Genomic DNA, 26,027 nt, shown 5'->3' with positions numbered 1-26,027 from the left:
TATGCGTAGTCAATATTTTGAGTCAAAACAGCCCCGAATTTATGCCTATTCTGATAGCCGTTTTCAAGGCTGTTTAAAAATCGGTTACACTGAACGAGATGTCAATGTGCGAGTTGCAGAGCAATATCCCGTCAAAACCCCAGAACAAAGTTATCGCATTGAATATCAGGCAGAATCAATGCGGGAAGATGGCAGTTTATTTAAAGATTTTGATGTACATCAGTATCTTATCAAAAAGGGGATTGAACGAATTAATGGCGAATGGTTTAAATGTGACGTAGAGGATGTGAAAAGTGCCGTGCTTGCCATTCGTAAACGGATTGAAAATCAAGAAAACCGCACGCTAGATTTTACCATGCGACCGGAACAAAAAAGTGCGGTGGAAAAAACGGTAAATTATTTTCAGCAATGGAAAAAGGATCCCGAAGTCGGCAAAAAAGCACCGCACTTTTTATGGAACGCCAAAATGCGATTTGGTAAAACCTTTGCCACCTATCAACTGGCAAAACAAATGGGTTGGAAACGGATTTTAATTCTCACCTTTAAACCCGCCGTCAAAACAGCGTGGCAAGAGGATTTAGAAAGTCATATTGATTTTCAAGGCTGGAAATTTGTGACCAACGAAGAACAATACCAACAGCATTTCGCCGATCATCATGCGATTTGTTGTTTTGGTTCCTTTCAAGATTATTTAGGCAAAAATAATGCGGGCGGCATTAAATTAAAAAATGAATGGGTACACGCCATTAATTGGGATTGCATTGTGTTTGATGAATATCATTTTGGGGCGTGGCGAGATAAATCCAAAGAATTATTTGAGCAAGAACAACTAGAACAACAAGAACAACAAGATATGGAATTGGATATGCCCGATTTCTTTGATGAAGACATCATTCCCATCACCACCGATCATTATTTATATTTATCTGGTACGCCATTTCGAGCATTAAATTCAGGTGAATTTATTGAAGAACAAATTTTCAACTGGACTTATTCTGATGAACAAAAAGCGAAAATGGAATGGCTTGGCGAAAATAATCCCTATTTAAGTTTGCCACGCATGATCATGCTGACTTATCAACTGCCACCGCATATTCAAGAAATTGCTTTGAAAGGGGAATTTAATGAATTTGATTTAAACGAATTTTTTAAAGCCACAGGCAAAGAAAAAGAGGCGAAATTTAAATATGAAAATTATGTGCAACAATGGCTAGATTTAATTCGGGGACAATTAAAAATCACCACAGAAGACGAGTTAAAGCTAGGGGCAGAAAAACCGCCGTTACCTTTTGCTGATGTGGATTTATTACGCAATTTAAATCATACTTTTTGGTTTCTGCCTGATGTGAGTAGTTGCTATGCCATGGCAAATTTATTGGCTCAACCCCATAATCGGTTTTATCAGGATTACCAAGTGATTGTCACCGCTGGCAAAAAAGCGGGCGTTGGGGCGAATGCCTTAAAACCCGTACGTAAAGCAATGAAAAAAGGCTTAGAAAGCAAAACCATCACGCTGTCTTGTGGCAAACTGACCACAGGTGTTTCGGTGCCAGAATGGACGGGGATTTTTATGCTGCGTAACTTAGTTCGCCCTGAAACCTATTTTCAAGCGGCATTTCGTGTGCAAACCCCGTGGGTGGCTAAAGCACAGGGGGCAGATGAAAGTGTGATTATCAAACAAAATTGCTATATTTTTGATTTCGCCCCTGATCGTGCGTTGCGGCAAATTTCCGAATATTGCAATGAACTCAACACCGAAGAACGCAATCCTGAAAAGAAAATTGCCGAATTTGTTCAATTCCTGCCGATTCTTGCCTATGACGGTTCATCAATGCGTGAGTTGGACGCAGCCAGTGTGTTGGATATGGCAATGAGTGGCACAACCGCAACGTTGCTAGCACGTCGTTGGGAAAGTGCTGTGTTGGTGAATGTGAATAATGAAACCTTAAAACGCTTGCAAGCTCACCCACAAGCTATGCAAGCCCTTGCTAACATTGAGGGTTTCCGTTCATTAAATCAGGATATTGAAACCATTATTAATAAATCGACGGCGGTCAAAAGTGGCAAACAAAAAGCCAATAATGGCAGTTTAACGCCGAAAGAAAAAGATGAATTAAAAGAAAATGAGAAAAAAGAACGCACTTTACGGAAACAATTACAGGAAAAATTAATTAAATTTGCCGCACGGATTCCTGTATTTATGTATTTAACCGAGGAGCGGGAATATGCGTTGAAAGATGTGATTGAAGAAGTGGAACCCGAATTATTTTATAAAGTCACCGGCTTAACGCAAAATGATTTTAGCTTATTGGTGGGGTTAAATTTGTTTAACGAGGGCAAAATGAATGGGGCAGTATTGAGTTTTAAACGCTATGAAGATAGTAGTTTAGGCTATTCTGGTTTAACCAAATATGATGATCTAGAACGTGTTGGGCTTTGGAGTACGACCATGAGTCGGGCGGAATATAATCAATAAAAGAGGATACAAAGTGATTACTTGATGTTGATATTATGGTAATAATTGATAATTATAATCAATTATAGTATATTTATGTTTCCTGATACTTTTATCTCAATGACGGAAAATAATCTGAAAATCAATAGGAAACGTATTATGACACAAGAACAACAAACCTTTTCTGAACGTTTAAAAGCCGCTAACCGTACCACACATGATAGTGTAGATAATCTTGTGATGTCGGTGGAACCGTTTAAGAATAATGAGAATTATGCGAAATTTTTACAATTACAATCCGTGTTCCACAAGATTGTAGATGATATTTATAAAGATCCTGAACTCAATAAGAAAATCCCAGAATTAGAGTATATGGCACGCTATGATAGAGTGTTGAAAGATCTTGCGGTGTTAAAAAGTGAACCTTATGAATTTAAAGGTAATTTACCTCATCCGCAAGGCAATGCTTCAATCGGTTGGTTATATTGTGCCGAGGGATCCAATCTTGGGGCGGCGTTTTTATATAAAGCCGCCGAAAAAAGATTAAGTTTTGATGCCGAAAATGGGGCAAGCCATTTAGCCGGTCATCCTGATGGGCGAGGTAAACATTGGCGTGAATTTAAAGTGTATTTGGATAATTTAGGCCTAGACGCCCAAGCAGAAGATGAGGCCATTCAAGGAGCAAAAGACGCCTTTGCATTCTACAAGGTGATTGTCCGTCAGATTTTTGGTTTACCTGAAAATTATGAGGCACCGAATCAAGGGCCGTTTCATCCTTAATTAAACCCATGAGAAAGGGCAAGTACATAAAAATGTCTTGCCCTTTTTGTGTATCATTCATCAATTAATGATAAAAATTCGCACACATCACTTGTGCCACCGTACCAAGGGTTGATCCATCACGTGGTTTAACTTGATGTTCACGATATTTTTTCGGCGTGAACACCGTTCCCTCACCCCAGAAATCGGAATATAAATGCGATCCTGTGTGTTTCATGGTGTTGGTTTGACAATCTAACACTTTGTGTTGGCGTACTGATTTGGTCATCAGTTTTTTATCTTCAAAAATGCGATGTCCAATGTGTAAATTAATCACCGTGTCGAAATTAATCAGATTATTTTTGCTACTGTCCACCCAAATGGAAGAGGTATCCACATAATATTGCGAATTTTGTGACAAGCGAATAAAACCGACTTCAGTTTTTTGTGGGGTGTCCAGTTGTTCACCGTTAATTAACGCTTGCCGTTCTTCGGAATTGCTACAAGCACTGATGATAAACGCAGTGAGTAATAAAATAACTTTTTTCATATAATCTCCTTAGTGCTAGGTAGTAAGAAATTCAATGCTACTTTTCAGTCTATTATGGCACATTTCCCATAAATGTGGCGTTTTTTTATTTGTTTTCATTGTAGGACAAATCCATATAAATGAAAAGTGCGGTAGAAAATTCGTCGATTTTTCACCGCACTCTAAGCCGAGAGAACAGGCATTTAGCGTTTTAACATCCCCCCTAAACCGCCAAGACCACCCAGTCCTCCCATGCCACCGCCCATTAAGCCTTTCATGCCTTTCATCATTTTTGACATGCCACCACTACGCATTTTTTTCATCATGCGTTGCATATCGTCAAATTGTTTGAGTAATTTATTGACATCTTGCACTTGCGTGCCTGAACCTAACGCAATACGGCGACGGCGTGAGCCTTTGATAATGTCGGGGTTAGCTCGTTCTTTTAAGGTCATGGAATTGATGATCGCCTCCATTTTGATAAACATTCTATCATCTACTTGATTTTTAACATGATCAGGCAAGTTTTTGGCCCCTGGGAGTTTGTCTAACATCGACATCATACCACCCATTTTTTTCATTTCGATCAGTTGCTCACGGAAATCTTCAAGGGTAAATTGATCGCCCTTTTTGAATTTCTTCGCCATTTTTTCGGCTTTTTCTTGGTCAACGGAACGTTGTAAATCTTCGATTAAAGAAAGGACATCACCCATCCCTAAAATGCGTGACGCTACACGTTCTGGATGGAAAGGTTCTAACGCCTCGGTTTTTTCGCCTACCCCTAAGAATTTAATCGGTTTACCTGTAATTTGGCGAATAGATAAGGCTGCACCACCACGAGCATCACCATCTACTTTGGTTAAGATCACCCCTGTGAGTGGCAAGGCTTCATTAAAGGCTTTGGCGGTATTGGCAGCATCTTGCCCAGTCATGGCATCCACGGTAAACAGGGTTTCAATCGGTTCAAGTGCGGTGTGAATTTGCTTAATTTCTTCCATCATCTCGCCGTCAACATGCAAGCGACCTGCCGTATCCACGATTAACACATCATAGAATTTTAATTTCGCATCAGCTTTAGCTGTTTTGGCAATTTCGACTGGATTTTGTTTGACATCAGAGGGGAAGAAATCGACGCCCACAGATTGAGCTAAGGTTTCAAGCTGTTTAATCGCCGCCGGACGATATACGTCAGCTGACACGACTAACACTTTTTTCTTATGGCGTTCTTTTAAAAATTTCGCTAATTTACCGACGGAAGTGGTTTTACCCGCCCCTTGTAAGCCCGCCATTAAAATGACCGCTGGCGGTTGGGTAGCAAGATTTAATTCTTCGTTGGCTTGTCCCATGGCACTTTCTAATTCACTTTGTACGATTTTTAGAAATTCTTGTCCGGGTGTCAGGCTTTTATTGACTTCTTCACCGATAGCACGCTCTTTCACTTTATTGATAAATTCACGCACCACAGGCAAAGCAACGTCCGCCTCGAGTAATGCCATGCGGACTTCACGTAAGGTATCTTTAATATTGTCTTCGGTTAAACGCCCTTTCCCTGTGATATTACGTAGGGTTTTCGACAGGCGGTCGGATAAATTTTCAAACATATTTCGTTCTCTTTTTCACAAAAAATTTACCCGATTATACCTGAATTTCCTTGTTTTCACTAGCAAAGGCAGTCTCTAATTGATATTTCAATTTAGCACGGTTAAAATGAATCATTATTTTGCACAAACAAAGGACGAAATAAATTGACAACACCGCCGTATGCTATTTTTGCCATGCTGTTTTACAGTTTCAATATCTTGCTGATTATGCCGATGTTGCTGAAAATTGATGGGCAAATCAAACCGAAAAGAACGTTGTTTTTATGCACCGCCTTTTTAGCGGTGATTTGTCATTATTTAAGTTTTTCTGAACTATTTACACACTTGACGTTAGGTGCCGATATTTCTTTACTTGAAGTCAGTTCCTTAATGAGTTTTTTTATTGCCTTGTTAAGCACGGTACCCATGCTCTGGAATGTGCGTACCTTGGCATTTGTGTCACCGATTGTGTATGCTTTTGCTTTGATTAATTTGTTAATGACGGAATTTATCCCGAGCCAAATTGTGCATTTACAGGTTAATTTATTGCTCCATATTCTGATTTCCATGTTAGCTTATGCGGTCTGTTTTATCGCTATGTTGTACAGCATGCAAATTGCGTGGTTGGATCGTCATTTAAAACGTAAAAAAGCCTTGCCGTCATCTGATTTACCGCCGTTAATGTTGGTAGAACGCCATTTTTTCCGAGTGATGTTAAGTGGTGAAATTTTATTAACCATTATCTTATGCACTGGCACCTATCATTTATTGCATGCGTTGCAGTTAAGCAATATTCATAAAGCCGTGTTTTCGCTATTTGCTTGGATTGCTTTTGGTATCCCATTGGTTGGGCATTGGAAATGGCATTGGCGTGGAAAAAGAATGATCATTTTTACGATCTCAGGTATGATATTGCTGACGATTGCTTATTTTGGCAGCAAATTTTTCCCAGCATAAGTGAGAAAATTGGAAGTGCGGTATAAAAAAACGAGATTTTTCACCGCACTTATTTGATGAACGAACACAAGGAACAACCTTTGGACAGTATTCCCCTTAGTACCTTATTTATTATTCTTTTCATTTTATTAATCCTTTCAGGGTATTTTTCCAGTTCGGAAACAGGCTTGTTATCCGCCAACCGTTACCGCATGCGTTATTTAGCGGAAAAAGGGCATAAAGGTGCCAAAAAAGCGGAAAATTTGCTGAAAAAAACCGATAAACTCCTTAGCTTGATTTTAATTTGTAATAATCTTGTCAATATTTCCGCCTCCGCCTTAGCCACCATTATTGGTATGCGTCTATATGGTGATGCAGGGGTGGCGATTGCCACGGGAGCGTTGACTTTTGTGATGTTGGTGTTTGCGGAAATCTATCCAAAAACCGTGGCAGCCCTTTATCCGGAAAAAGTCGCCTTTTTATCCAGTCATTTGCTTTCGCCATTAATGAAATTATTTACGCCGTTAGTGTTTTTGATGAATCTGATTATTAAAGCCTTAATTAAGATCACCGGCTTGAAAACAGAGGTCAAAGGCAATCATATTAATGCGGAAGAATTGCGTTCTATTGTGAATGAAAGTGGCAAATTTATTCCCTCTGCCCACCAAGAAATGTTGCTGTCAATTCTCGATTTAGAAGAAGTCTCGGTGGACGATATTATGGTGCCACGCAATGATATTGCAGGGATTGATATTGATGATGATTGGAAGTCCATTATGCGTCAGTTAAATCATGCCGCTCATAGCCGAGTGGTGTTGTATAAAGGCAATATGGACGAAAATGTGCTAGGTATTTTGCGAGTGCGAGAGGCCTACCGCTTGATGTTAGATAAAAACGAATTCACCAAAGAAACCCTAATTCGAGCTGTGGATGAGATTTATTTTATCCCAGAGGGCACCGCATTGACCGCTCAATTATTGAATTTCCGTAATAATAAAGAACGTGTTGGCTTAGTGGTGGATGAATATGGGGACATTAAAGGTTTAGTCACCCTTGAAGATATTTTGGAAGAAATTGTCGGTGAGTTTACCACCTCAACTGCGCCCTCTATTGAAGAAGAAGTCACCGCTCAATCGGATGGATCCATTCTCATTGAGGGATCTACCAATATTCGTGATTTAAATAAATTATTCGATTGGAATTTAGACACCGATGAGGCTCGCACATTTAATGGCTTGATTTTGGAACATTTGGAAGATATTCCCGACGAGGGGGCAGAATTTGAATTGAACGGCCTGAAAGTCACGGTGTTAGAAGTGGCGGATAATATGGTGAAACAGGCGAGGGTTGAAAAACTGACTTAATGCCTATGTAAAAGATAAAATGAAAGCGATGAGGATATACTTGTCGCTTTTTTATTTAAAGAAATAAAGTTGAGCAATCATATGTTTGGTTTAAGGGATAAAATGGAGGCGTGTCCCGGAGTCGAACCGAGCTACATGGATTTGCAATCCAGTGCATAACCGCTTTGCTAACACGCCATAGAAGTGATTTTAGATATAAAAAAACACCTTGCGGTGCTATTTCTTAACCTAGTGTTTAAAATGGTGCCCGAGGCCAGACTTGAACTGGCACGCCCCGAAAGGCGAGGGATTTTAAATCCCTTGCGTCTACCGATTCCGCCACTCGGGCTAAACGCATTTCCTAACTTTTGCTAGGTTTAAATTGGAGCGGGAAACGAGGCTCGAACTCGCGACCCCGACCTTGGCAAGGTCGTGCTCTACCAACTGAGCTATTCCCGCTTTGTTCTCAGCATTACGCTGTCAACGAGGGTGCATTTTACGGAAATCTGTATTGATGTCAACAGGAATTTTGAAATAATCTTGAAAAAACGATTGTTTGCCGAAAAAAAATACAGGCTTGTTAAAAATCAGTCAATTTTAGTAGAAATCGCTCGAAAGATGCACCGAAGAAAATCAAAAAATCTGCTTTAATCACACCGCACTTTATGTCAGAATGTTTGCCATGATTTTTACAACATATTTTAGGTGAATACATGACAACAGACTATGCGTTAGAGACGATTTTGGCACAGGCGGGGAATCGTACGGATCCTCGTACCGGTGCGGTGTCCACACCGATTTTTCTTTCAACGGCTTATGGCCATCATGGCATTGGTGAAAGTACGGGGTTTGATTATACTCGCACCAAAAACCCGACCCGAGTGGTATTAGAAGAAACCATGGCGAAATTAGACGGCGGTGATGCGGGGTTTGCGCTTGCCTCGGGCATGGCGGCGATTCAGGTGTTAATGAGTTTATTTAAGGCGCCGGATGAATGGCTGGTGTCCAGTGATGTGTACGGCGGTACCTATCGGTTATTGGATTTTTGTTATAAAAATAACCATGGCGTGAAACCCGTGTATGTGAATACGGCGGAAGTCAGTGCCATTGAGGCAGCCATTACTCCTCATACCAAAGCCATTTTTGTGGAAACCCCCTCTAATCCATTAATGGAAGAATGCGACGTGGCAGCGATTGCAAAAGTCGCCAAAAAACATAATTTGTTATTAATTGTGGATAATACCTTTTTAACCCCAATGCTTTATCGTCCAATGGAAGATGGAGCGGACGTGACGATTTACAGTGGCACCAAATATATTGCGGGTCATAATGATGTGTTAGCGGGCTTGATTGTGGCAAAAGGTCAGGAATTATGTGACCGTTTGTTCTATATCCAAAATGGGGCAGGCGCTGTGTTGTCGCCGTTTGATTCTTGGTTAACCATTCGTGGCTTGAAAACGCTGTCATTACGTATGCAACGTCATCAGCAAAATGCACGGGAAATTGCCGAATTTTTACGTCAACAACCGCAAATTACCGATGTATTGTATTCTAACAAAGGCGGGATGTTGTCGTTCCGTTTGCAAGATGAAAATTGGGTCAATCCTTTCTTAAAAGCCATGAAATTGATTACCTTTGCGGAAAGTCTTGGCGGAACGGAAAGTTTTATTACTTATCCCGCTACCCAAACCCATATGGATATTCCCGAGGCGGAGCGAATTGCTCGTGGCGTGTGTAATCGCTTATTGCGTTTCTCCGTGGGGCTAGAAGATGTCGAAGATATTAAACAAGATTTGCGTCAAGCATTGGTGGCTTGTTGTAAGTAAGGTTTTACAAATGGAAATGATTGATTAAATAAAGGGTGATAATTTTATAGCTGTGTTATGATATTTTCAGCTTTAGGGTATCGCCCTGAAATGATTTCAAATTTATACTCTTAAAAAAGGAATGAAAAATGGCAGATGTATTACATGTAACCGATGCGTCATTTGAAGCAGATGTGTTAAATTCAGATGTACCTGTATTATTAGATTTTTGGGCGCCTTGGTGTGGTCCTTGTCGTATGGTTGGCCCGATTTTGGAAGATCTTGCTAAAGAATATGGTGATAAAGTCAAAATTGTAAAAATGAACATTGACGATAACCAAGGAACACCAGCACAATTTGGTGTGCGTGGGATTCCAACGTTGCTTTTATTCAAAGAGGGCAAAGTGCTAGCTACGCAAGTGGGTGCGGTGCCAAAAACACAATTAGCCTCATTTGTTAATCAAGCATTATAATCTTGAAAACGCCTAGCGGATGCTAGGCGTTTTTGTTTAGCTGTTCTCTTTTGTTTTTTTCACGCATAATCCCGCATGGCGTTCTTGGTTATCCCATACATGGTTAATCCGCATTTTATTGCCTTTCAATTCAGTGATTTCAATATTCACAGGTTTTCCGTCGTTGGCGTTTTGAGTAAATGTCTGAAAGATTTTTTGTTCAAATTCGTTTAATTCAGGACTGTTTTTGAGCTTTTGTTCCGTTTCTTTGGAATGAATTTTGCCAAAAACATAGTTGGTACTGGTTTCTGACAACATATTTCCTTTCAGTTCCCAATGTCCTGTATGGTGGCTTTCATAAGTAAAAGTTTTTTGGAAATTTATTATCCCGATGCCTAGTGATGTGCCATCCGCTTGAAAATCAAATTGATCCAATGATTCCACGCCTAAATGGGGATAGAAAATTTGACATGTCCATTCGCCGATAATGTCGCTCGGCAAAACAACAGGATTTTCCACCGCACTTGCCAAGGTGGGGAGTGTCAATGAGGAGAGTGTGATTAAGCATAATCCATATAATTTATTGATTTTCATTGGCTTTGTTCTCGTAATTTTTGCAAAATCGTTTTCATATTTTTATCTAACGGGGCGGTTAATTGCAAGGTTTCCCCTGTTTTTGGATGTTCAAAACGAATATTAAAGGCATGTAAAAATAAACGATCTAACCCAAGTGCGGTCATTTCTTCGTCAAATTTTTTATCCCCGTATTTATCATCTAAGGCAATAGGGTGGCCTGCATGCAAGGTATGCACCCGAATTTGATGGGTTCGCCCTGTGACCGGAGAGGCTTTGACTAAGGTCGCATTGGCATAACGTTCTTCAATACTAAAACGGGTTTCACTTGGTTTGCCTTGTTCGCTCACTTTGACAATGCGTTCACCGCTCGCCAATTCATTTTTGAGTAACGGGGCTTGAACCACTTTTACATGGGATTGCCATTGTCCACGCACCAAGGCCAAGTAGTCTTTTTGCACGGTTTTAATGCGTAACTGTTCATGTAAATTGCGTAAGGCAGAGCGTTTTTTTGCCACTAATAAAATCCCCGACGTATCTCGGTCGATACGATGGACTAATTCCAGAAATCTGGCCTCTGGACGCAATGCACGCAAGCCCTCAATCACCCCAAAACTTAAGCCACTGCCGCCATGTACGGCAATGCCTGAGGGTTTATTGATCACCAATAAACAATCGTCCTCAAAAATAATTTGGCTTTCTAATTGCGCCACCTTATTCAGTTTGGTAGAAATCGGCGCTTGAGCTTTTTCTGATACTCGCACAGGCGGCACTCGCACCACATCACCCGCTTGTAATTTATATTCTGGTTTAATGCGCCCCTTATTTACTCGCACTTCGCCTTTTCGCACAATACGATAAATCAGGCTTTTTGGCACACCTTTGAGCTTGGTTAATAAATAGTTGTCGATACGTTGCCCCGCCTCATCAGCCGAAATATCGAGCATTTTGACGGAGGAATTAATAATAGCGTTGGGTTGGTTTGTCATAAAATTGTGTTTTTCAGGAAAAATTAGTCGGATTTTAACATAATTAACAAATAATTAAAATTGCTGAAATACCTTGCTAAAAAGCGGTATTACGTCCATAATAATACAGATTTTGCCTAGGCAAAATTAATGAAGTTTTGTTAATTTATCAATTAATGCGGTTTAGACATAAGACATTAATTTTTAACGAAATATGTGATTATTACGCCGATTTATCCTGTGGTTTTAGACACAAATTTTGGATAACCCAATCAATGCACCCAGTCTTTGACAGTCGAGATGACAGACATAGGACGAAAAACACGAGGTCGATTGCGGAAATTTTTGCTTGAAATTTATTCAAATGAGCAAAGTGCGGTGTGTTTTAATCGAATTTATTAAAATAAAAATGAGAAAATTTTTACAATGAAAAGAATGTTAATCAATGCGACTCAAAAAGAAGAGTTGCGTGTTGCGTTAGTCGATGGACAACGCTTATTTGATTTGGACATTGAAAGTCCAGGTCACGAACAAAAAAAAGCCAATATTTACAAAGGGAAAATTACCCGTGTAGAACCGAGTTTGGAGGCCGCCTTTGTAGATTATGGCGCTGACCGTCACGGTTTCTTACCGTTAAAAGAAATTGCCCGTGAATATTTTCCTGCCGGTTATAGCTATAACGGCCGCCCGAACATCAAGGATGTGATTAAAGAGGGGCAAGAAGTCATTGTGCAAGTGAACAAAGAAGAACGAGGTAATAAAGGCGCCGCCTTAACCACGTTTGTTTCACTGGCCGGTAGTTATTTAGTGATCATGCCAAATAACCCAAGAGCGGGCGGGATTTCTCGCCGTATTGAGGGCGATGAACGCCTTGAATTAAAAGATGCCTTGAGTTCATTGGATGTGCCAGATGGCGTGGGTTTAATTGTGCGTACCGCTGGGGTAGGCAAATCGCCTGAAGAATTACAATGGGACTTGAAAGTCTTGTTGCATCATTGGGATGCTATTCAAACCGTAGCAAAAAGTCGCCCTGCACCGTTTTTAATTCACCAAGAAAGTGATGTGATCGTGCGTGCGATCCGTGATTATTTGCGTCGTGATATCGGCGAAATCTTGGTAGACAGTCCGAAAGTGTTTGAGAAAGCCAAAGCCCATATCAAGCTCGTTCGCCCTGATTTCTTAAATCGCATTAAATTGTACCAAGGCGAAGTGCCGTTATTCAGTCATTATCAAATTGAATCACAAATTGAATCTGCATTCCAACGTGAAGTGCGTTTGCCATCAGGTGGTTCCATCGTAATTGATGCCACTGAGGCCTTGATTGCCATTGATATTAACTCCGCTCGTTCAACTCGTGGCGGCGATATTGAAGAAACCGCTTTAAATACCAACTTAGAGGCAGCGGATGAAATTGCTCGTCAATTACGCTTGCGTGACTTAGGCGGTTTAGTGGTGATTGACTTTATTGATATGACCCCGATTCGTCACCAACGTGAAGTGGAAAATCGCATTCGTGATGCGGTGCGTCAAGATCGTGCTAGAATCCAAATTAGCCGGATTTCTCGTTTTGGCTTGTTGGAAATGTCACGTCAGCGTTTAAGCCCATCTTTAGGTGAATCTTCACATCATATTTGCCCACGTTGCCAAGGCACGGGTAAAGTGCGTGATAATGAAAGTTTATCCCTTTCTATCTTGCGTTTAATCGAAGAAGAGGCCTTAAAAGAAAATTCAAAACAAGTGCAATGTATTGTGCCGGTGGAAATCGCCTCTTATTTATTAAACGAAAAACGTCAAGCGATTCAAAGTATTGAAAAACGTCATGATGTGGATGTGGTGGTAGCACCAAATCAAGCCATGGAAACCCCGCACTTTAAAGTGGTGCGCTCTCGTGATGGCGAAGATGCAGGTATATTAAGTTATAATTTAGCCAAATTATACGAAGATAAAGAAGACATTTATACGCTAGCGGAAACCAGTTCGACGGCGAACAGTACCGACACCTCCGCCAGTGAAAATGTGGCAGAAATGGCAGCCTTGTCTATGACCATTTCAGAGGCTGCGCCGATTGTTGAAACTAAAGCAGAAGTTAAACCATCATTCTTTGCACGTTTGTGGGCAGGTTTCAAAGGGTTATTTAGCAGTGAACCGGCACCAGAAGAAAAACCGGTAAACACTCGCCAACGTCAGCCTCGTAATGATCGTCGTAATAACCGTAAACCACGCAATGAGCGTACGGAACGTAATACAACGACCAAGCCGAATGAAGAGGCGCTAAGCGAAAAAACAACCTCTTCTCGTCCAGAACGCAATAATCGCCGTAACGTCCGTAAAACGCAAGTTGAGGACACGAGCCTTGTAGCGAATAGCGTTGAAAAACAAGCCAATGTGACCATTGCAGAGGCGACAGAAGAAAAAGCCCCTGTTCGTCAACGTCGAGAACGTCGTGATGTGCGTAAACGTGTACGAATTGGTCAAGAGGCAAATGAAACGGTTGTAGAAAATACGCATATTGCGCCATTGGCCGAGCCGATAACGCAACCTGTGGCGGAAAAAGTCACGGAAAGCGTGGTGGAAAGCACCTTGACCTCTGCGCTAGCAACGGAAAACGTAGCAAACGTGACGGAAAATGCTGCACCGCAAAATGAGCGTCGTGAGCGTAACAATAACCGTCGTTTACCTCGTCATTTACGGGTGAACAATCAACGTCGTCGCCGTCAAGAAAATTCCTCACCAATGCCGTTATTTGCTGCGGTGGCCTCGCCAGAATTAGCCAGTGGTAAAGTGTGCATTGATTATAGTGCGGTGCAAAAAGTTAAAGAAAATAATTTCTTATCGGTGGATGAATTGTTACAACAGCAAGGTCAGTCAGCCGTAACTGAGGACGTTGTGCCAGTGATTCCATTAGTGGCTAAGGAAGAAAAAGTCGCCAGCCAGCCTTTAGGTTTTGTGACGCAGCCTGCTAATGAAGCCGTTGAGAAAAAAGTACAGCAATCTTTGGAACGTTTAAATGAAGAACAACGTATCCTAGAAGAACAAGCCGCACAAGCTGAAACAGCGGTAGCTCCAGTAGTTACGGAGCAAGCGGTGAAACCTGTCGAGGTTGTTGAAAAAACGGCTCGTGCTTATCAGTTTACAGGACGACTAGGTACGGTGTCTGCGGTGCAGCATGTGAAAGCCGAGATGACCTTAGCTCAAGCCAGTGCAGAATTAAATCCGGCTTATGAGATTGTGCAATGGAAAGACAGCCGTTATTATTTCCACGGCAAAGGTTCGGCGGGTCATCATTGTGCGGTAAGCCATGTGTTTAGCGAACCAACCAAAGCCGCAGCGGAATAAACATGTAAACAATGAAAATCCGATGATATTCATCGGATTTTTTATGGAAATTCAGTATGCAACAGAATATTTACTCGGTGACACAACTCAATAGCGCAGTGCGAAATAGCCTTGAGGGGCAGTTTGGCGCCATTTGGTTGTCGGGGGAAATTTCCAATTTTACGCAACCCGTCTCGGGGCATTGGTATCTGACCTTAAAAGATGAACATGCGCAAGTACGTTGCGCCATGTGGCGGATGAAAACGCAACGGGTCAATTTTCGACCACAAAATGGCATGCAAGTCTTGGTTCGAGCGGGCGTTAGTTTGTATGAGCCTCGTGGCGATTATCAGTTGATTTTAGAGAGTATGCAACCCGCCGGTGATGGGCTATTACAACAACAGTTTGAACAGTTGAAAATGCAGTTAGCCGCCGAGGGCTTGTTTGCTCAACATTTGAAGAAAAAGCTACCGCACTTTTGTCAGTCGGTGGGCGTGGTGACTTCGGCGACAGGTGCGGCGTTACAAGATATTTTACAAATTTTAAAACGCCGTGATCCCAGTTTATATGTGGTCATTTATCCGACCCAAGTACAAGGCAAAGAGGCCACCGCAGAAATTGTGAAAATGATTGAGCTAGCCAATCAACGCCAAGAAGTGGATGTGCTGATCGTCGGACGGGGTGGCGGTTCATTGGAAGATTTATGGTGTTTTAATACGGAACCCGTGGCACGGGCTATTTTTCACTCTCGCTTGCCGATTATCAGTGCTGTGGGGCATGAAACCGATGTGACGATTGCCGATTTTGTGGCAGATTTGCGTGCGCCGACGCCCTCTGCCGCAGCGGAATTGGTGAGCCGTGATCAGGGGCAATTATTACAGCAATTAACCGATCAGCAGCAACGCTTAGATCGGGCATTGGATCGCTTATTTGAACAAAAATATCAGCAACTGCGCCATTTGCAAATGCGTTTGCAACATCAGCATCCGCAAGCTAGATTAGCCTTGCAACAACAGCAAACGGCACAATTAACCCAACGATTAGCCAGAGCTATGCAACATTGTTTGGGAAAAAAACGGGATAATTTCACCGCACTTTGCCGACGTTTGGATAATAATCCCGTGCCTTATCGCTTGCAAAAGCAACAACAGCATATTCAGCAATTAAATGTGCGGTTAAATTTGGCGTTAAAACATAATTTACGCCAGAAACAGCAGCGTTTAGCCCATTGCTGTGGCAAAATGGACAGTTTGAGTCCGTTGAAAGTGTTGGCACGAGGTTACGCCATTGCAGAAAATGCACAAGGAAAAGCGATTGTGTCCGTGCAACAAGTGGGTATAGGTCAACGCATACAAACCATTGTTTCAGATGGCACCATTTTAAGTGAGATCACACAAGTGACGGTCAAACCAAATGAGGCAAAATAGCTGTCTACTGAACTAATTGAAAAGTTAATAGTCCAAACACGAACAAATTTGAATAAGATAACAGAATGAAAAAATGGAATGGAAAATGAAATGACGGAGAAAGCACTAATTGAAGTGAAACATCTCACGTTTAAACGGGGTGAGCGTACTATTTACGACAATCTCAATTTGCGCTTTGCCGAGGGCAAAATTACGGCCATTATGGGGCCGTCGGGAATTGGTAAAACCACCTTATTAAAGTTAATCGGTGGACAGCTTACCCCTGAGCAAGGCGAGATTTTATTTGACGGTGACGATATTTGTAAAATGTCGAACAGTCAACTCTATAAAGCACGTCAGCGAATGGGCATGCTGTTTCAATCGGGGGCATTGTTTACCGACATGTCAACCTTTGATAACGTGGCTTATCCGATTCGTGAGCATACTCGGTTACCCGAAGAATTAATTCGTAAAATTGTGTTGATGAAATTGGAGTCCGTCGGTTTACGAGGTGCGGCAGAGCTAATGCCGTCAGAACTTTCAGGTGGCATGGCACGTCGTGCAGCATTGGCTCGTACCATTGCTTTGGATCCTGATTTGATTATGTATGATGAACCCTTTACCGGACAAGATCCGATTAGTATGGGCGTGATTATTAGCTTAATCAAACGGCTGAATGAGGCCTTGAATTTGACCTCTATCGTGGTTTCTCATGATGTGCAAGAAGTGTTAAGTATCGCAGATTATGCTTATATTATTGCAGATAAGCGAGTGATTGCGGAAGGCACGCCGGATATTTTATTAAAAAGTACTGATCCACAAGTGGTGCAATTTATCCAAGGGCAAGAAGATGGACCGGTACATTTCCATTTTCCTGCCAATGACAGGGTGGAGGATTTATTTAAATGATCGTGAAATTGATCTCCGCACTGGGTGCCACGGTGATACATTCCGTGCGTGCCTTAGGGCGGTCGGGGTTTATGTTGTGGGGAGCGTTGGTTGGTAAACCACAATTTCGTAAACATGCGCCATTATTAATCAAACAGTTACATGTTCTAGGCGTGCAGTCTTTGCTGATTATTTTGCTCTCGGGCTTTTTTATCGGTATGGTATTGGGCTTGCAAGGCTATGTGGTGTTGGTGGACTTTGCCGCCGAGGCCAATGTGGGACAGTTAGTGGCGTTATCCTTATTGCGTGAATTGGGTCCTGTGGTGACCGCCTTGTTATTTGCAGGGCGAGCGGGTTCTGCTTTAACCGCCGAAATTGGTTTGATGAAAGCCACGGAACAGCTTTCTAGCCTTGAAATGATGGCTGTGGATCCCTTACGTCGTGTGATTGCACCACGTTTTTGGGGCGGCATTATTTCCATGCCAATTTTAGCCGTATTATTCACCGCAGTTGGGGTGATTGGTGGTGCGTTAGTTGGCGTGGATTGGAAAGGTATTGATGACGGCAGTTTTTGGTCAGTCATGCAAAATGCAGTTTCCGTGCAGGATTTGTGGTATGGCTTTATTAAAAGCCTTGTTTTTGCTTTTGCCGTGGTGTGGATTGCATTATTCAATGGTTATGATTGCATCCCGACTTCGGAGGGCATTAGCCAATCTACAACGAAAACGGTAGTGAATGCGTCATTACTGGTATTAGGGTTAGACTTTGTCTTAACGGCCATGATGTTCGGCGGTTAAGGTTAAATTGATTTTTTATTAGGTATACAATTATGCGACAAACAATTAAATATGAATTCTGGGTAGGTTTATTTTTATTACTCGGTATTGGAGCTTTGGTTTTTATGGGCTTAAAAGTGGCCAATGTGCAAGGTTTTGGTGAACAAAAATCTTATCATATCACGGCAACTTTTGATAATATTGGCGGTCTTAAAGTGCGGGCACCATTAAAAGTGGGCGGCGTGGTGATTGGACGAGTGACCAATATTTCACTGGATGATCAAACCTATTTACCGCAAGTGACTATTGCGGTCAATGAGGATTACAATCAGATCCCAGATAACAGTTCATTATCGATTAAAACCTCGGGTTTATTGGGTGAACAATATATTTCCTTAAGTGTCGGATTTGATGATGGTGAAACCCCGATGTTAAAAGAGGGTAGCAAAGTGGCGGATACCAAATCTGCCATGGTATTAGAAGATCTTATCGGCCAATTCTTATACGGCGATAAAGATAAAAAAGAAGAATCCACAGCGGAAACGCCAACGGTTCAATAAATAAGTTTAGGAAAGCAATTTCAATAGGAGTTTTTATGAAAATTCAAATTAAACAATGGTTCTCAAAAATGGTTGTGATTGCAACCGCACTTTTTGCTGTACAGCAAGTGATGGCCGCAGACGGGCCTTATGAATTAACCCAAAAAGCCGCCAATACCTTATTTGCGGATTTAAAAGCAAAAAATGCAGAAATTAAAGCCAATCCCAATGTATTAAAATCCATTGTGCGCCAAGATTTAATGTCTTATGTGCATGTGAACTATGCGGGTTCTTTAGTGTTAGGTCAATATTTTAAATCGACCACACCAGAACAACGTGAAAAATTCTTCGCCGCCTTTGATCAATTTATTGAACAGGCTTATGCGCAAGCCTTGACCTTATACACAGGCCAAGAAATCCAAGTACAACCCGCTCAATTAAATGGTGACAGCCAAGCGAGCGTAAAAGTGAAATTAATTCAAAGCCAACCCGTGAATTTAACGTTCCAATGGCGTAAAAACAGCAAATCTGGTCAATGGCAAGTGTACGACATGGCAGCCGAGGGGGTGAGTATGGTAGAAACCAAAAAACAAGAATGGAGCAATATTTTACGTAAAGACGGTATTGATGCGTTAACCGCTCAAGTATTAAAAGCTGCGTCTGTACCTGTGACGATTAAAAAATAATATTGATTATGCAAGCTGAAAAACTACAATGGTCGGCTGAAAAAAATAATGATAGAATAACGCTCCAACTTGTTGGAGAGTTATCTCGTGATACGTTGTTGCCATTATGGCAACAACGTTTCGCTTTTTTATCAGAAAAGCAACTGGCTGACAACAATATTCAATGGGATCTCGCACTGATTCATCGTATTGACAGTGCGGGATTTGCCTTATTATGTGATTTGATCGCCTATTGTAAAAAAGTGATGTCATCACATAACAACATGACCTTAATCAATGTCCCAGAGCAATTATTGACATTGGCAGATTTATTTAATTTAAATGATTGGCTCAACCCATTGATAACAAAATAATTAATTAGATTGGAAAACTATGGAACCGAAAAAAATTGAAGAGATTTTGAAAGAAAAACTGAATCTTTCTGAAGTCTATGCACAAGGCGAAAATGCCCATTTTGGCGTGATTGTGGTGGATAATGACATTGCCGCATTATCTCGTGTTAAGCAACAACAAACCATTTATGCGCCATTAATGGACTATTTCACCACAGGTGAAATTCATGCGTTAACCATTAAAACGTACACCGTGGAAAAATGGAAACGTGATCGCCTCTTAAACTCAATGAATTAAGGAAAAACTGATGCAAAAATTTCGTGTTTATGGCCAATCTCGTTTAAACGGTAGCGTACAGATTTCAGGTGCGAAAAATGCCGCTTTGCCGATTCTTTTTGCGGCCATTTTGGCTGAAGAACCGGTGAAATTAACCAATGTACCCGAATTAAAAGACGTGGATACCACCTTTAAAATTTTGCGTAAATTAGGGGTGAACGTAGAACGTGATGCAGATAAGGCCGTATTAATTGATGCGAGTCAAATCAATCATTATGTGGCACCATATGAATTGGTGAAAACCATGCGCGCCTCAATTTGGGCATTAGCGCCGTTATTGACGCGTTTTCATGAGGGACAAGTTTCTCTCCCTGGCGGTTGTACCATTGGTGCTAGACCCGTAGATATGCACATTGCAGGGTTAGAAAAAATGGGTGCCAGCATTGAACTTGACGAGGGTTATGTTAAAGCCAGTGTGCGTGGTCGTTTATTCGGTGCCAAAGTTTACATGGATAAAGTCAGCGTGGGAGCAACCTTGTCGGTGATGATGGCGGCAACCTTAGCCACAGGCACCACGGTAATTGAAAATGCTGCACGTGAACCCGAAGTGGTGGATACGGGGGTTTTCCTCAATAAGATGGGGGCCAGAATTACAGGTTTAGGTTCCGATACGATCACCATTGATGGCGTTGAGCGTTTAACCGGTTGTGAACACAGTATTGTGCCAGATCGTATTGAAACCGGTACATTTTTGATCGCTGCTGCCGTGTCGGGAGGCCGTATTCAATGTGTGGGTACCAAAGCCGATACCCTTGAAGCGGTGATTGAAAAATTACGTGAAGCGGGTATGCAAGTGGATGTCACAGAAGATACCATTACTTTAGATAGTTTGGGACAACGTCCAAAAGCGGTGAATATTCGCACTATGCCACACCCCGGTTTTCCAACCGATATGCAAGCGCAATTTACCTTATTAAATGCGGTTGCCGAGGGGACCAGTAAAATTACTGAAACTATTTTTGAAAACCGTTTTATGCACGTGCCAGAATTAATCCGCATGGGGGCAAAAGGCGAAATTGAGGGGAATACTGCCTTAATTCATGGGGTGGAACACCTTTCTGGTGCGCAAGTGATGGCGACTGATTTACGGGCGTCTATCAGTTTAGTATTGGCGGGTTGTATTGCCTCGGGTGAAACCATTGTGGATCGGATTTATCATATCGATCGGGGTTACGAACATATTGAGCAAAAACTACGTGGATTAGGCGCAAAAATTGAGCGTTTTTCTGAAAATTCAGAAGAATAAAGGCAAATAATTTATTGGGTTCAATAAAGTGCGGTGAAAAAACATAAAATTTTTCACCGCACTTATTAATTGCTTGCGTATCATTATTGAACGTTCTAAAATACGCCAGTTTTTTGTACTAAAAATAAACCGAACAAGGATTTCTGTTAATATGCACATTTTTCAATTTCCCGTTCGGGTATATTATGAAGATACCGATGCAGGTGGCGTGGTTTACCATGCTCGTTATCTGCATTTTTACGAACGAGCAAGAACAGAATTTTTACGCTCTTTGCATTTTTCACAGCAACATTTATTAACGGAACAGGGGATTGCTTTTGTAGTCAAATCCATGTCGATTGATTACTTGCTTCCGGCTAAATTAGATGATTCGTTGATGGTGGAAACCAAAATAGAACAAATGAAAGGGGCGACGATTTTTTTCTCGCAATGCCTGAAACGAGAAAATCAAGTATTAAGCGTGGCTACTGTGAAAGTAGCCTGTGTTGATCTAGGCAAAATGAAACCTGTGGCACTTCCAAAGGAAGTCAAAGCCGCATTTAGTCAATAATTTTCGGAGCTATGCAATGACTGCTGAATTGAACTTTTTAGATTTATTTCTAAAGGCGAGTATCGTCGTTCAAATTGTAATTTTTATTTTAATTATGTTCTCGATTGTCTCGTGGGCAATTATTATTCAACGTAGCCGTGTGCTAACTAAAGCATTAAAAGATTCCACGGCCTTTGAAGATCGTTTTTGGTCTGGTGAAGACTTAACTAAACTTTATGATGGTTTAGAAAATCGTCGTGATATGGCCATGACGGGCAGTGAGCAAATTTTTTATGCAGGCTTTAAAGAATTTGCCCGTTTAAAACAGGTGAACCCAGATGCACCAGAGGCGATTATGATGGGTAGCACCCGAGCCATGAATTTAGCCATGAACCGTGAAATTGAAGATCTCGAAACTCGAGTCCCATTTCTAGCCACCGTAGCGTCGGTTAGTCCTTACATTGGTTTATTTGGTACTGTTTGGGGAATTATGCACGCCTTTATGGCGTTAAGTGGTGCCAAACAAGCGACCTTACAAATGGTTGCACCGGGGATCGCTGAGGCCTTGATTGCGACGGCCATTGGTTTATTTGCTGCGATTCCTGCGGTGATGGCTTATAACCGTTTAAGTTTACGTGTCAACAAATTGGAGCAAAATTATGGTAACTTTATTGATGAATTTACCACGATTTTGCAACGCCAAGTATTTGCTAAAAACTAAGCAAAATAAAGAGATTTTACACCGCACTTTTTGAGATTAACAGGTAAAGTGCGGTTGATTTGAATGACGTTTTAGAGGTTTATATGGCTTACCGCCGTCGTAGAGAAAAAGCGATTAAATCTGAAATTAATATTGTGCCATTTTTGGACGTATTATTAGTTTTAGTGTTAATTTTTATGGCTACTGCACCGATTATCAGCCAAAGTGTGCAAGTAGATTTACCCGATGCCGTTGAAACGCAGTCGGTATCCAATGAAGATAAAGTCCCTGTGATTTTAGAGGTTGCGGGTGTGGGGCAATATGCGATTTCCATTGCGGGAGAACGTTCCGAGGGACTGACTGAAGAAATGGTGACGCAAATGACCAAGCAGGAATTTGAGAAAGATCCTAATACCATGTTTTTAATCGGTGGGGCCAATGATGTGCCTTATGAAGAAGTGATTAAAGCATTGAATTTACTTCATTTAGCTGGCATTAAATCGGTTGGTTTAATGACGGATCCCATTTAGGCAGTAGGATAGATTGTGAGAAATAATCGACAAAAGAAAGAAACCAATGCGTTACTGATTTCAGTGATATTGCATAGCATTTTGTTCGGTTTGTTAATTTTGAGTTCACTGGTTTATCATCCGCTTGAAGTGATGGGCGGGGGCGAAGGTGATGGCGATATGATCGGTGCGGTCATGGTCGATACGGGGGCAGCCGCACAGGAATGGGGGCGTATTCAGCAACAGAAAAAAGGGCAGGCAGAAAAAGCCAAGAAAGAACCTGAAGAAGTGATTGAAAAGCCAGAACCTGAACCGAAGCCAGTGGTTGACGAGAAAAAAATTGAGCAAGAGAAACTTGAGCAACAAAAACGTGAGCAACTGAAAGAACAACAAAAAGAACAACAACGCCAAAAACAACTAGAACAGCAAAAGGCTAAACAAGAGGCGTTAGAAAAAGCCAAACAAGAGGCCGAGGCGAAAGCGAAAAAAGAGGCTGAGGCGGTTAAATTGAAAGCCGACGCTGAGGCAAAACGTTTGGCCGCAGCAGCTAAACAGGCGGAAGAAGAGGCCAAAGCGAAAGCCGCTCAAGAGAAAGTAGCGAAAGAGAAAGCCGCACAGGCTGCCAAAGAAAAGGCAGAGAAAGAAAAAGCGGAAAAAGAGGCAAAAGCCAAAGCCGAGAAAGAGGCTAAGGAGAAAGCTGAAAAAGACGCAAAAGCCAAAGCTGAGGCAGAGGCAAAAGCGAAAGCGGATGCGAAAGCCAAAGCAGACGCCAAGGCAAAAGCAGATGCGAAAGCTAAAGCGGACGCAAAAGCCAAGCAAGCCGCATTAGATAATTTCTTGAACGGTGGTGATATCGGTGGTGGCAGCGCCTCAAAAGGGGGCAATGCCAACAAAGGTGGTAGCCAAGGTTCAGGGGCGGCACTCGGTGCAGGTGACGGTGGTAAAGTCGGTGATCAATATGCGGGAGTGATTAAAAAAGAAATCAAGCGTCGCTTTATTAAAGATCCTAGCTTTGCAGGAAAAGTATGTAGTATTAAAATTCAGTTAGCACGTGATGGTACCATATTAGGTTATCAGCGTGTCTCGGGGCCTGATGATATCTGTGCTGCCGCATTAAGCGCAGTTGCAAGAACCAAGAAAGTGCCAGCAGCACCGAGTGACGAAGTTTATAATAAATATAAAAATCCAACGATTGATTTTGACTTAAAATAACGATTTTTAGGAAAGTAACATTAACCAACATTAACCATAAGGTGGGATGATGAAATTAGTAGCTCGCAAATTAATGGCTCAATTATTGAGTGTATTTGCCGTATTCTTTTTCGCATTAAGCACAGCACAAGCTGATGACGAAGTGCGTATTGTGATTGACGAGGGTGTTGAGGGTGCCAGACCGATTGCGGTCGTACCATTCAAAACCAATGGCTCGGTGCCAGAAGATATTGCCAAAATTATTTCTGATGATTTACGTAATAGTGGAAAATTTAACCCTGTTGCCGTGAGCCAAATGCCACAACAACCGGGTTCAGCTTCTGAAGTGACACCTGATGCGTGGGCATCTTTAGGGGTGGATGCTATAGTGGTTGGACAAGTGACAGCCACAGGTGGCGGTTATAATATCGCATATCAGTTAGTGGATACTATTGGTGCGTCAGGTTCAGCGGGTGCAGTATTAGCACAAAACTCTTTCACCGTGACAGCAAAATTCATTCGTTTTGGCGCACACACGGTGAGTGATGAGGTGTTTGAAAAAATCACCGCCATTAAAGGTGCATTTAGAACACGTATTGCTTATGTGGTACAAAAAAATGGTGGTTCACAACCTTATGAAGTGCGTGTAGCAGACTACGATGGTTTCAATCAATTTGTGGTTAACCGTAGTTCAGAGCCGATGATGTCACCGGCATGGTCACCAGACGGTAAACGTTTAGCGTATGTTTCTTTTGAAAACAAAAAATCACAACTTGTGGTACAGGATTTAGGTTCTGGTGCCAGAAAAGTGGTGGCGTCATTCCCAGGACACAATGGCGCCCCTGCATTCTCACCAGACGGTAGTCGTTTAGCTTTTGCCTCTAACCAAGACGGCCAGCTAAACATCTATGTAATGGGTTCGAATGGTGGACAACCTACTAAATTGACGAGCGGTGCAGGCAATAATACAGAGCCGAGCTGGACGCCAGATGGACGTATCTTGTTTACCTCCGACCGAGGCGGTTCGCCTCAAGTTTACTCAATGAGTGCCTCCGGTGGTGGTGCATCATTAGTAGGTTCAGGTGGCAAAAGTTATAGCGGACAAGTCAGTGCTGATGGTAAAACCATGGTTATGATTTCAGGCGATCATGTGATTAAAAAAGACCTTGTAACAGGGAAAATTGATACCTTAAGTTCAACGTTCCTTGATGAAAGTCCAAGTATTTCACCAAATGGAATTATGATTATTTATAGCTCTACCCAAGGCTTAGGAAAGGTGCTACAATTAGTATCTGCAGACGGACGCTTTAAAGCACGGTTGCCAGGAAGTGACGGACAAGTGAAATTTCCTGCTTGGTCACCCTATTTAACAAAGTAACAAAAGTAAAAACTCTAAGGAGAAAACATTAAATGAAATTAGCAAAATTATTGTTAGTTGCCCCAGTATTAGCATTAGCAGCATGTAGCTCATCAAACAACGATGCGAGCGGTATGGCTGGTGCAAACGCAAATGCAGATGCTGCTCAAACTTACGGCGGTTTATCTGTTCAAGATTTACAAACTCGTTATAACACTGTTTATTTCGGATTTGATAGCTATTCAGTTGAAGGTGAATACCAACAACTGTTAGATGCACACGCACAATACTTAAATGCGTCTAAAGCAAACATCACTGTATCTGGTCACGCTGATGAACGTGGTACACCAGAGTACAACATTGCATTAGGTCAACGTCGTGCAGATGCTGTGAAATCTTACTTAGCAGCGAAAGGCGCAAGCGTATCAACAGTTTCTTACGGTGAAGAAAAACCAGCAGTAGCGGGTCACAACGAAGCTGCATACAGCAAAAACCGTCGTGCAGTATTAGAATACTAATTTAAAACGTATTTTATAGTTTGACGAAACAGGCCTTAGTTTATAAGGCCTGTTTTATGTCAGCAGTCCGAAATCGTTTGATTATTCTCAAGTATTTCACTCAGATTGGTGAGTATTCATGCAAACAGATTAAAAATTTAAAATAACTATTGATTATTAAATTTAAATCCGTAATATATGCACTCGTTGTTTGGCATAATTGCCATCAGCTAATCAGTGGGCCGTTAGCTCAGTCGGTAGAGCAGCGGACTTTTAATCCGTTTGTCGAAGGTTCGAATCCTTCACGGCCCACCACTTA

The 26,027-nt window shown here is 41.8% G+C and carries 25 protein-coding genes and 4 tRNA genes; 22 read left to right on the top strand and 7 right to left on the bottom strand.

Annotated elements, in window-relative coordinates:
• Position 1 precedes the first annotated feature (1 nt).
• A complete protein-coding gene (locus ACTG7Q_RS10145; protein WP_439243457.1) occupies positions 2-2,476 on the top strand; it encodes a DEAD/DEAH box helicase in 2,475 nt (824 codons plus the stop codon).
• Between the two features lie 138 nt (positions 2,477-2,614).
• Positions 2,615-3,235, top strand: coding sequence for a biliverdin-producing heme oxygenase (locus tag ACTG7Q_RS10140; protein WP_439243454.1), 621 nt, complete (start codon positions 2,615-2,617; stop codon positions 3,233-3,235).
• A 64-nt stretch (positions 3,236-3,299) separates the two neighbouring features.
• On the opposite strand, the gene ACTG7Q_RS10135 is transcribed toward ACTG7Q_RS10140, so the two are convergent.
• Together ACTG7Q_RS10135 and ffh are read right to left on the bottom strand one after the other, a co-directional pair.
• The gene (locus ACTG7Q_RS10135) at positions 3,300-3,764 is read right to left on the bottom strand and encodes a surface-adhesin E family protein (RefSeq protein ID WP_439243451.1); all 465 of its coding nucleotides are present in this window, start codon (positions 3,762-3,764) and stop codon (positions 3,300-3,302) included.
• A gap of 182 nt (positions 3,765-3,946) precedes the next feature.
• Positions 3,947-5,344 carry a signal recognition particle protein gene (gene ffh, locus ACTG7Q_RS10130; protein ID WP_439243448.1) on the bottom strand — a complete coding sequence of 466 codons (1,398 nt, stop codon included), beginning with the start codon at positions 5,342-5,344 and terminating at the stop codon, positions 3,947-3,949.
• 174 nt (positions 5,345-5,518) lie between these two features.
• Here ffh and ACTG7Q_RS10125 point away from each other — a divergent pair, with 174 nt between their 5' ends.
• The gene (locus tag ACTG7Q_RS10125) at positions 5,519-6,280 is read left to right on the top strand and encodes a cytochrome C assembly family protein (RefSeq protein ID WP_439243537.1); all 762 of its coding nucleotides are present in this window, start codon (positions 5,519-5,521) and stop codon (positions 6,278-6,280) included.
• Positions 6,281-6,360: 80 nt separating this feature from the next.
• Positions 6,361-7,623, top strand: a complete 1,263-nt coding sequence (locus ACTG7Q_RS10120; RefSeq protein WP_439243534.1) for an HlyC/CorC family transporter — start codon at positions 6,361-6,363, stop codon at positions 7,621-7,623.
• Between the two features lie 103 nt (positions 7,624-7,726).
• On the opposite strand, the gene ACTG7Q_RS10115 is transcribed toward ACTG7Q_RS10120, so the two are convergent.
• The 3 genes from ACTG7Q_RS10115 to ACTG7Q_RS10105 all read right to left on the bottom strand — a co-directional run bounded on the left by ACTG7Q_RS10115 (position 7,727) and on the right by ACTG7Q_RS10105 (position 8,061).
• Positions 7,727-7,800, bottom strand: a tRNA-Cys gene (locus ACTG7Q_RS10115).
• A 64-nt stretch (positions 7,801-7,864) separates the two neighbouring features.
• Positions 7,865-7,951: transfer RNA gene (locus ACTG7Q_RS10110), tRNA-Leu, on the bottom strand.
• A gap of 34 nt (positions 7,952-7,985) precedes the next feature.
• Positions 7,986-8,061 (bottom strand) — tRNA-Gly (locus ACTG7Q_RS10105).
• Between the two features lie 254 nt (positions 8,062-8,315).
• Here ACTG7Q_RS10105 and ACTG7Q_RS10100 point away from each other — a divergent pair.
• Positions 8,316-9,428: a methionine biosynthesis PLP-dependent protein gene (locus tag ACTG7Q_RS10100; protein WP_439243445.1), complete on the top strand. Its 1,113-nt coding sequence runs from the start codon at positions 8,316-8,318 to the stop codon at positions 9,426-9,428.
• A gap of 128 nt (positions 9,429-9,556) precedes the next feature.
• Positions 9,557-9,880, top strand: coding sequence for a thioredoxin (gene trxA / locus ACTG7Q_RS10095; protein WP_439243442.1), 324 nt, complete (start codon positions 9,557-9,559; stop codon positions 9,878-9,880).
• A 36-nt stretch (positions 9,881-9,916) separates the two neighbouring features.
• Here the strand turns inward: trxA and ACTG7Q_RS10090 are convergent, their stop codons facing one another.
• Together ACTG7Q_RS10090 and rluC are read right to left on the bottom strand one after the other, a co-directional pair.
• Positions 9,917-10,453, bottom strand: coding sequence for a hypothetical protein (locus ACTG7Q_RS10090; protein ID WP_439243439.1), 537 nt, complete (start codon positions 10,451-10,453; stop codon positions 9,917-9,919).
• A complete protein-coding gene (gene rluC / locus ACTG7Q_RS10085) occupies positions 10,450-11,421 on the bottom strand; it encodes a 23S rRNA pseudouridine(955/2504/2580) synthase RluC (RefSeq protein ID WP_439243436.1) in 972 nt (323 codons plus the stop codon). The genes ACTG7Q_RS10090 and rluC overlap by 4 nt, the downstream gene beginning before the upstream one ends.
• A gap of 405 nt (positions 11,422-11,826) precedes the next feature.
• On the opposite strand from rluC, the gene rne reads away from it, so the two are divergent.
• The 16 genes from rne (at position 11,827) to ACTG7Q_RS10005 (ending at position 26,023) form a co-directional block, all read left to right on the top strand.
• Positions 11,827-14,736, top strand: a complete 2,910-nt coding sequence (gene rne, locus ACTG7Q_RS10080; RefSeq protein ID WP_439243433.1) for a ribonuclease E — start codon at positions 11,827-11,829, stop codon at positions 14,734-14,736.
• A gap of 56 nt (positions 14,737-14,792) precedes the next feature.
• Entirely contained in the window at positions 14,793-16,142 is a 1,350-nt protein-coding gene (gene xseA / locus ACTG7Q_RS10075; RefSeq protein WP_439243430.1) for an exodeoxyribonuclease VII large subunit, read from the top strand.
• Positions 16,143-16,232: 90 nt separating this feature from the next.
• Entirely contained in the window at positions 16,233-17,030 is a 798-nt protein-coding gene (locus tag ACTG7Q_RS10070; protein WP_439243427.1) for an ATP-binding cassette domain-containing protein, read from the top strand.
• The gene (mlaE, locus tag ACTG7Q_RS10065) at positions 17,027-17,806 is read left to right on the top strand and encodes a lipid asymmetry maintenance ABC transporter permease subunit MlaE (protein ID WP_439243424.1); all 780 of its coding nucleotides are present in this window, start codon (positions 17,027-17,029) and stop codon (positions 17,804-17,806) included. Before ACTG7Q_RS10070 ends, mlaE begins: the two co-directional genes overlap by 4 nt.
• A gap of 32 nt (positions 17,807-17,838) precedes the next feature.
• Entirely contained in the window at positions 17,839-18,345 is a 507-nt protein-coding gene (gene mlaD / locus ACTG7Q_RS10060; RefSeq protein ID WP_439243421.1) for an outer membrane lipid asymmetry maintenance protein MlaD, read from the top strand.
• Positions 18,346-18,380: 35 nt separating this feature from the next.
• Positions 18,381-19,010: a phospholipid-binding protein MlaC gene (mlaC, locus tag ACTG7Q_RS10055; RefSeq protein ID WP_439243418.1), complete on the top strand. Its 630-nt coding sequence runs from the start codon at positions 18,381-18,383 to the stop codon at positions 19,008-19,010.
• An 8-nt stretch (positions 19,011-19,018) separates the two neighbouring features.
• Positions 19,019-19,363, top strand: coding sequence for an STAS domain-containing protein (locus tag ACTG7Q_RS10050; RefSeq protein ID WP_439243415.1), 345 nt, complete (start codon positions 19,019-19,021; stop codon positions 19,361-19,363).
• 19 nt (positions 19,364-19,382) lie between these two features.
• Positions 19,383-19,640, top strand: a complete 258-nt coding sequence (locus ACTG7Q_RS10045) for a BolA family protein (protein ID WP_439243412.1) — start codon at positions 19,383-19,385, stop codon at positions 19,638-19,640.
• A gap of 10 nt (positions 19,641-19,650) precedes the next feature.
• Positions 19,651-20,925, top strand: a complete 1,275-nt coding sequence (murA, locus tag ACTG7Q_RS10040) for a UDP-N-acetylglucosamine 1-carboxyvinyltransferase (RefSeq protein WP_439243409.1) — start codon at positions 19,651-19,653, stop codon at positions 20,923-20,925.
• A gap of 151 nt (positions 20,926-21,076) precedes the next feature.
• Positions 21,077-21,475, top strand: a complete 399-nt coding sequence (gene ybgC / locus ACTG7Q_RS10035) for a tol-pal system-associated acyl-CoA thioesterase (RefSeq protein WP_439243406.1) — start codon at positions 21,077-21,079, stop codon at positions 21,473-21,475.
• 16 nt (positions 21,476-21,491) lie between these two features.
• Positions 21,492-22,175 carry a protein TolQ gene (tolQ, locus tag ACTG7Q_RS10030; protein ID WP_439243404.1) on the top strand — a complete coding sequence of 228 codons (684 nt, stop codon included), beginning with the start codon at positions 21,492-21,494 and terminating at the stop codon, positions 22,173-22,175.
• A gap of 83 nt (positions 22,176-22,258) precedes the next feature.
• A complete protein-coding gene (tolR, locus tag ACTG7Q_RS10025) occupies positions 22,259-22,684 on the top strand; it encodes a colicin uptake protein TolR (RefSeq protein WP_439243402.1) in 426 nt (141 codons plus the stop codon).
• Positions 22,685-22,699: 15 nt separating this feature from the next.
• Positions 22,700-23,875 (top strand): cell envelope integrity protein TolA, encoded by a 1,176-nt coding sequence (tolA, locus tag ACTG7Q_RS10020; RefSeq protein ID WP_439243400.1) that lies wholly within the window; start codon positions 22,700-22,702, stop codon positions 23,873-23,875.
• A gap of 73 nt (positions 23,876-23,948) precedes the next feature.
• Entirely contained in the window at positions 23,949-25,232 is a 1,284-nt protein-coding gene (gene tolB, locus ACTG7Q_RS10015) for a Tol-Pal system beta propeller repeat protein TolB (RefSeq protein WP_439243531.1), read from the top strand.
• 32 nt (positions 25,233-25,264) lie between these two features.
• The gene (gene pal / locus ACTG7Q_RS10010; protein ID WP_439243398.1) at positions 25,265-25,729 is read left to right on the top strand and encodes a peptidoglycan-associated lipoprotein Pal; all 465 of its coding nucleotides are present in this window, start codon (positions 25,265-25,267) and stop codon (positions 25,727-25,729) included.
• Between the two features lie 218 nt (positions 25,730-25,947).
• Positions 25,948-26,023, top strand: a tRNA-Lys gene (locus ACTG7Q_RS10005).
• Positions 26,024-26,027 lie beyond the last annotated feature (4 nt).

Source organism: Lonepinella sp. BR2474 (assembly GCF_051851555.1).
Classification (GTDB): domain Bacteria; phylum Pseudomonadota; class Gammaproteobacteria; order Enterobacterales; family Pasteurellaceae; genus Lonepinella.
This window is presented reverse-complemented; position numbering and strand designations above follow the sequence as displayed.

Excerpts from the sequence above, each read along its gene's own strand:
- ACTG7Q_RS10145 (WP_439243457.1), top strand. The coding sequence starts at position 2 with ATGCGTAGTCAATATTTTGAGTCAAAACAGCCCCGAATTTATGCCTAT.
- ACTG7Q_RS10140 (WP_439243454.1), top strand. The coding sequence starts at position 2,615 with ATGACACAAGAACAACAAACCTTTTCTGAACGTTTAAAAGCCGCTAAC.
- ACTG7Q_RS10135 (WP_439243451.1), bottom strand. The coding sequence starts at position 3,764 with ATGAAAAAAGTTATTTTATTACTCACTGCGTTTATCATCAGTGCTTGT.
- ffh (WP_439243448.1), bottom strand. The coding sequence starts at position 5,344 with ATGTTTGAAAATTTATCCGACCGCCTGTCGAAAACCCTACGTAATATC.
- ACTG7Q_RS10125 (WP_439243537.1), top strand. The coding sequence starts at position 5,519 with ATGCTGTTTTACAGTTTCAATATCTTGCTGATTATGCCGATGTTGCTG.
- ACTG7Q_RS10100 (WP_439243445.1), top strand. The coding sequence starts at position 8,316 with ATGACAACAGACTATGCGTTAGAGACGATTTTGGCACAGGCGGGGAAT.
- trxA (WP_439243442.1), top strand. The coding sequence starts at position 9,557 with ATGGCAGATGTATTACATGTAACCGATGCGTCATTTGAAGCAGATGTG.
- ACTG7Q_RS10090 (WP_439243439.1), bottom strand. The coding sequence starts at position 10,453 with ATGAAAATCAATAAATTATATGGATTATGCTTAATCACACTCTCCTCA.
- rluC (WP_439243436.1), bottom strand. The coding sequence starts at position 11,421 with ATGACAAACCAACCCAACGCTATTATTAATTCCTCCGTCAAAATGCTC.
- rne (WP_439243433.1), top strand. The coding sequence starts at position 11,827 with ATGAAAAGAATGTTAATCAATGCGACTCAAAAAGAAGAGTTGCGTGTT.
- xseA (WP_439243430.1), top strand. The coding sequence starts at position 14,793 with ATGCAACAGAATATTTACTCGGTGACACAACTCAATAGCGCAGTGCGA.
- ACTG7Q_RS10070 (WP_439243427.1), top strand. The coding sequence starts at position 16,233 with ATGACGGAGAAAGCACTAATTGAAGTGAAACATCTCACGTTTAAACGG.
- mlaE (WP_439243424.1), top strand. The coding sequence starts at position 17,027 with ATGATCGTGAAATTGATCTCCGCACTGGGTGCCACGGTGATACATTCC.
- mlaD (WP_439243421.1), top strand. The coding sequence starts at position 17,839 with ATGCGACAAACAATTAAATATGAATTCTGGGTAGGTTTATTTTTATTA.
- mlaC (WP_439243418.1), top strand. The coding sequence starts at position 18,381 with ATGAAAATTCAAATTAAACAATGGTTCTCAAAAATGGTTGTGATTGCA.
- ACTG7Q_RS10050 (WP_439243415.1), top strand. The coding sequence starts at position 19,019 with ATGCAAGCTGAAAAACTACAATGGTCGGCTGAAAAAAATAATGATAGA.
- ACTG7Q_RS10045 (WP_439243412.1), top strand. The coding sequence starts at position 19,383 with ATGGAACCGAAAAAAATTGAAGAGATTTTGAAAGAAAAACTGAATCTT.
- murA (WP_439243409.1), top strand. The coding sequence starts at position 19,651 with ATGCAAAAATTTCGTGTTTATGGCCAATCTCGTTTAAACGGTAGCGTA.
- ybgC (WP_439243406.1), top strand. The coding sequence starts at position 21,077 with ATGCACATTTTTCAATTTCCCGTTCGGGTATATTATGAAGATACCGAT.
- tolQ (WP_439243404.1), top strand. The coding sequence starts at position 21,492 with ATGACTGCTGAATTGAACTTTTTAGATTTATTTCTAAAGGCGAGTATC.
- tolR (WP_439243402.1), top strand. The coding sequence starts at position 22,259 with ATGGCTTACCGCCGTCGTAGAGAAAAAGCGATTAAATCTGAAATTAAT.
- tolB (WP_439243531.1), top strand. The coding sequence starts at position 23,949 with ATGGCTCAATTATTGAGTGTATTTGCCGTATTCTTTTTCGCATTAAGC.
- pal (WP_439243398.1), top strand. The coding sequence starts at position 25,265 with ATGAAATTAGCAAAATTATTGTTAGTTGCCCCAGTATTAGCATTAGCA.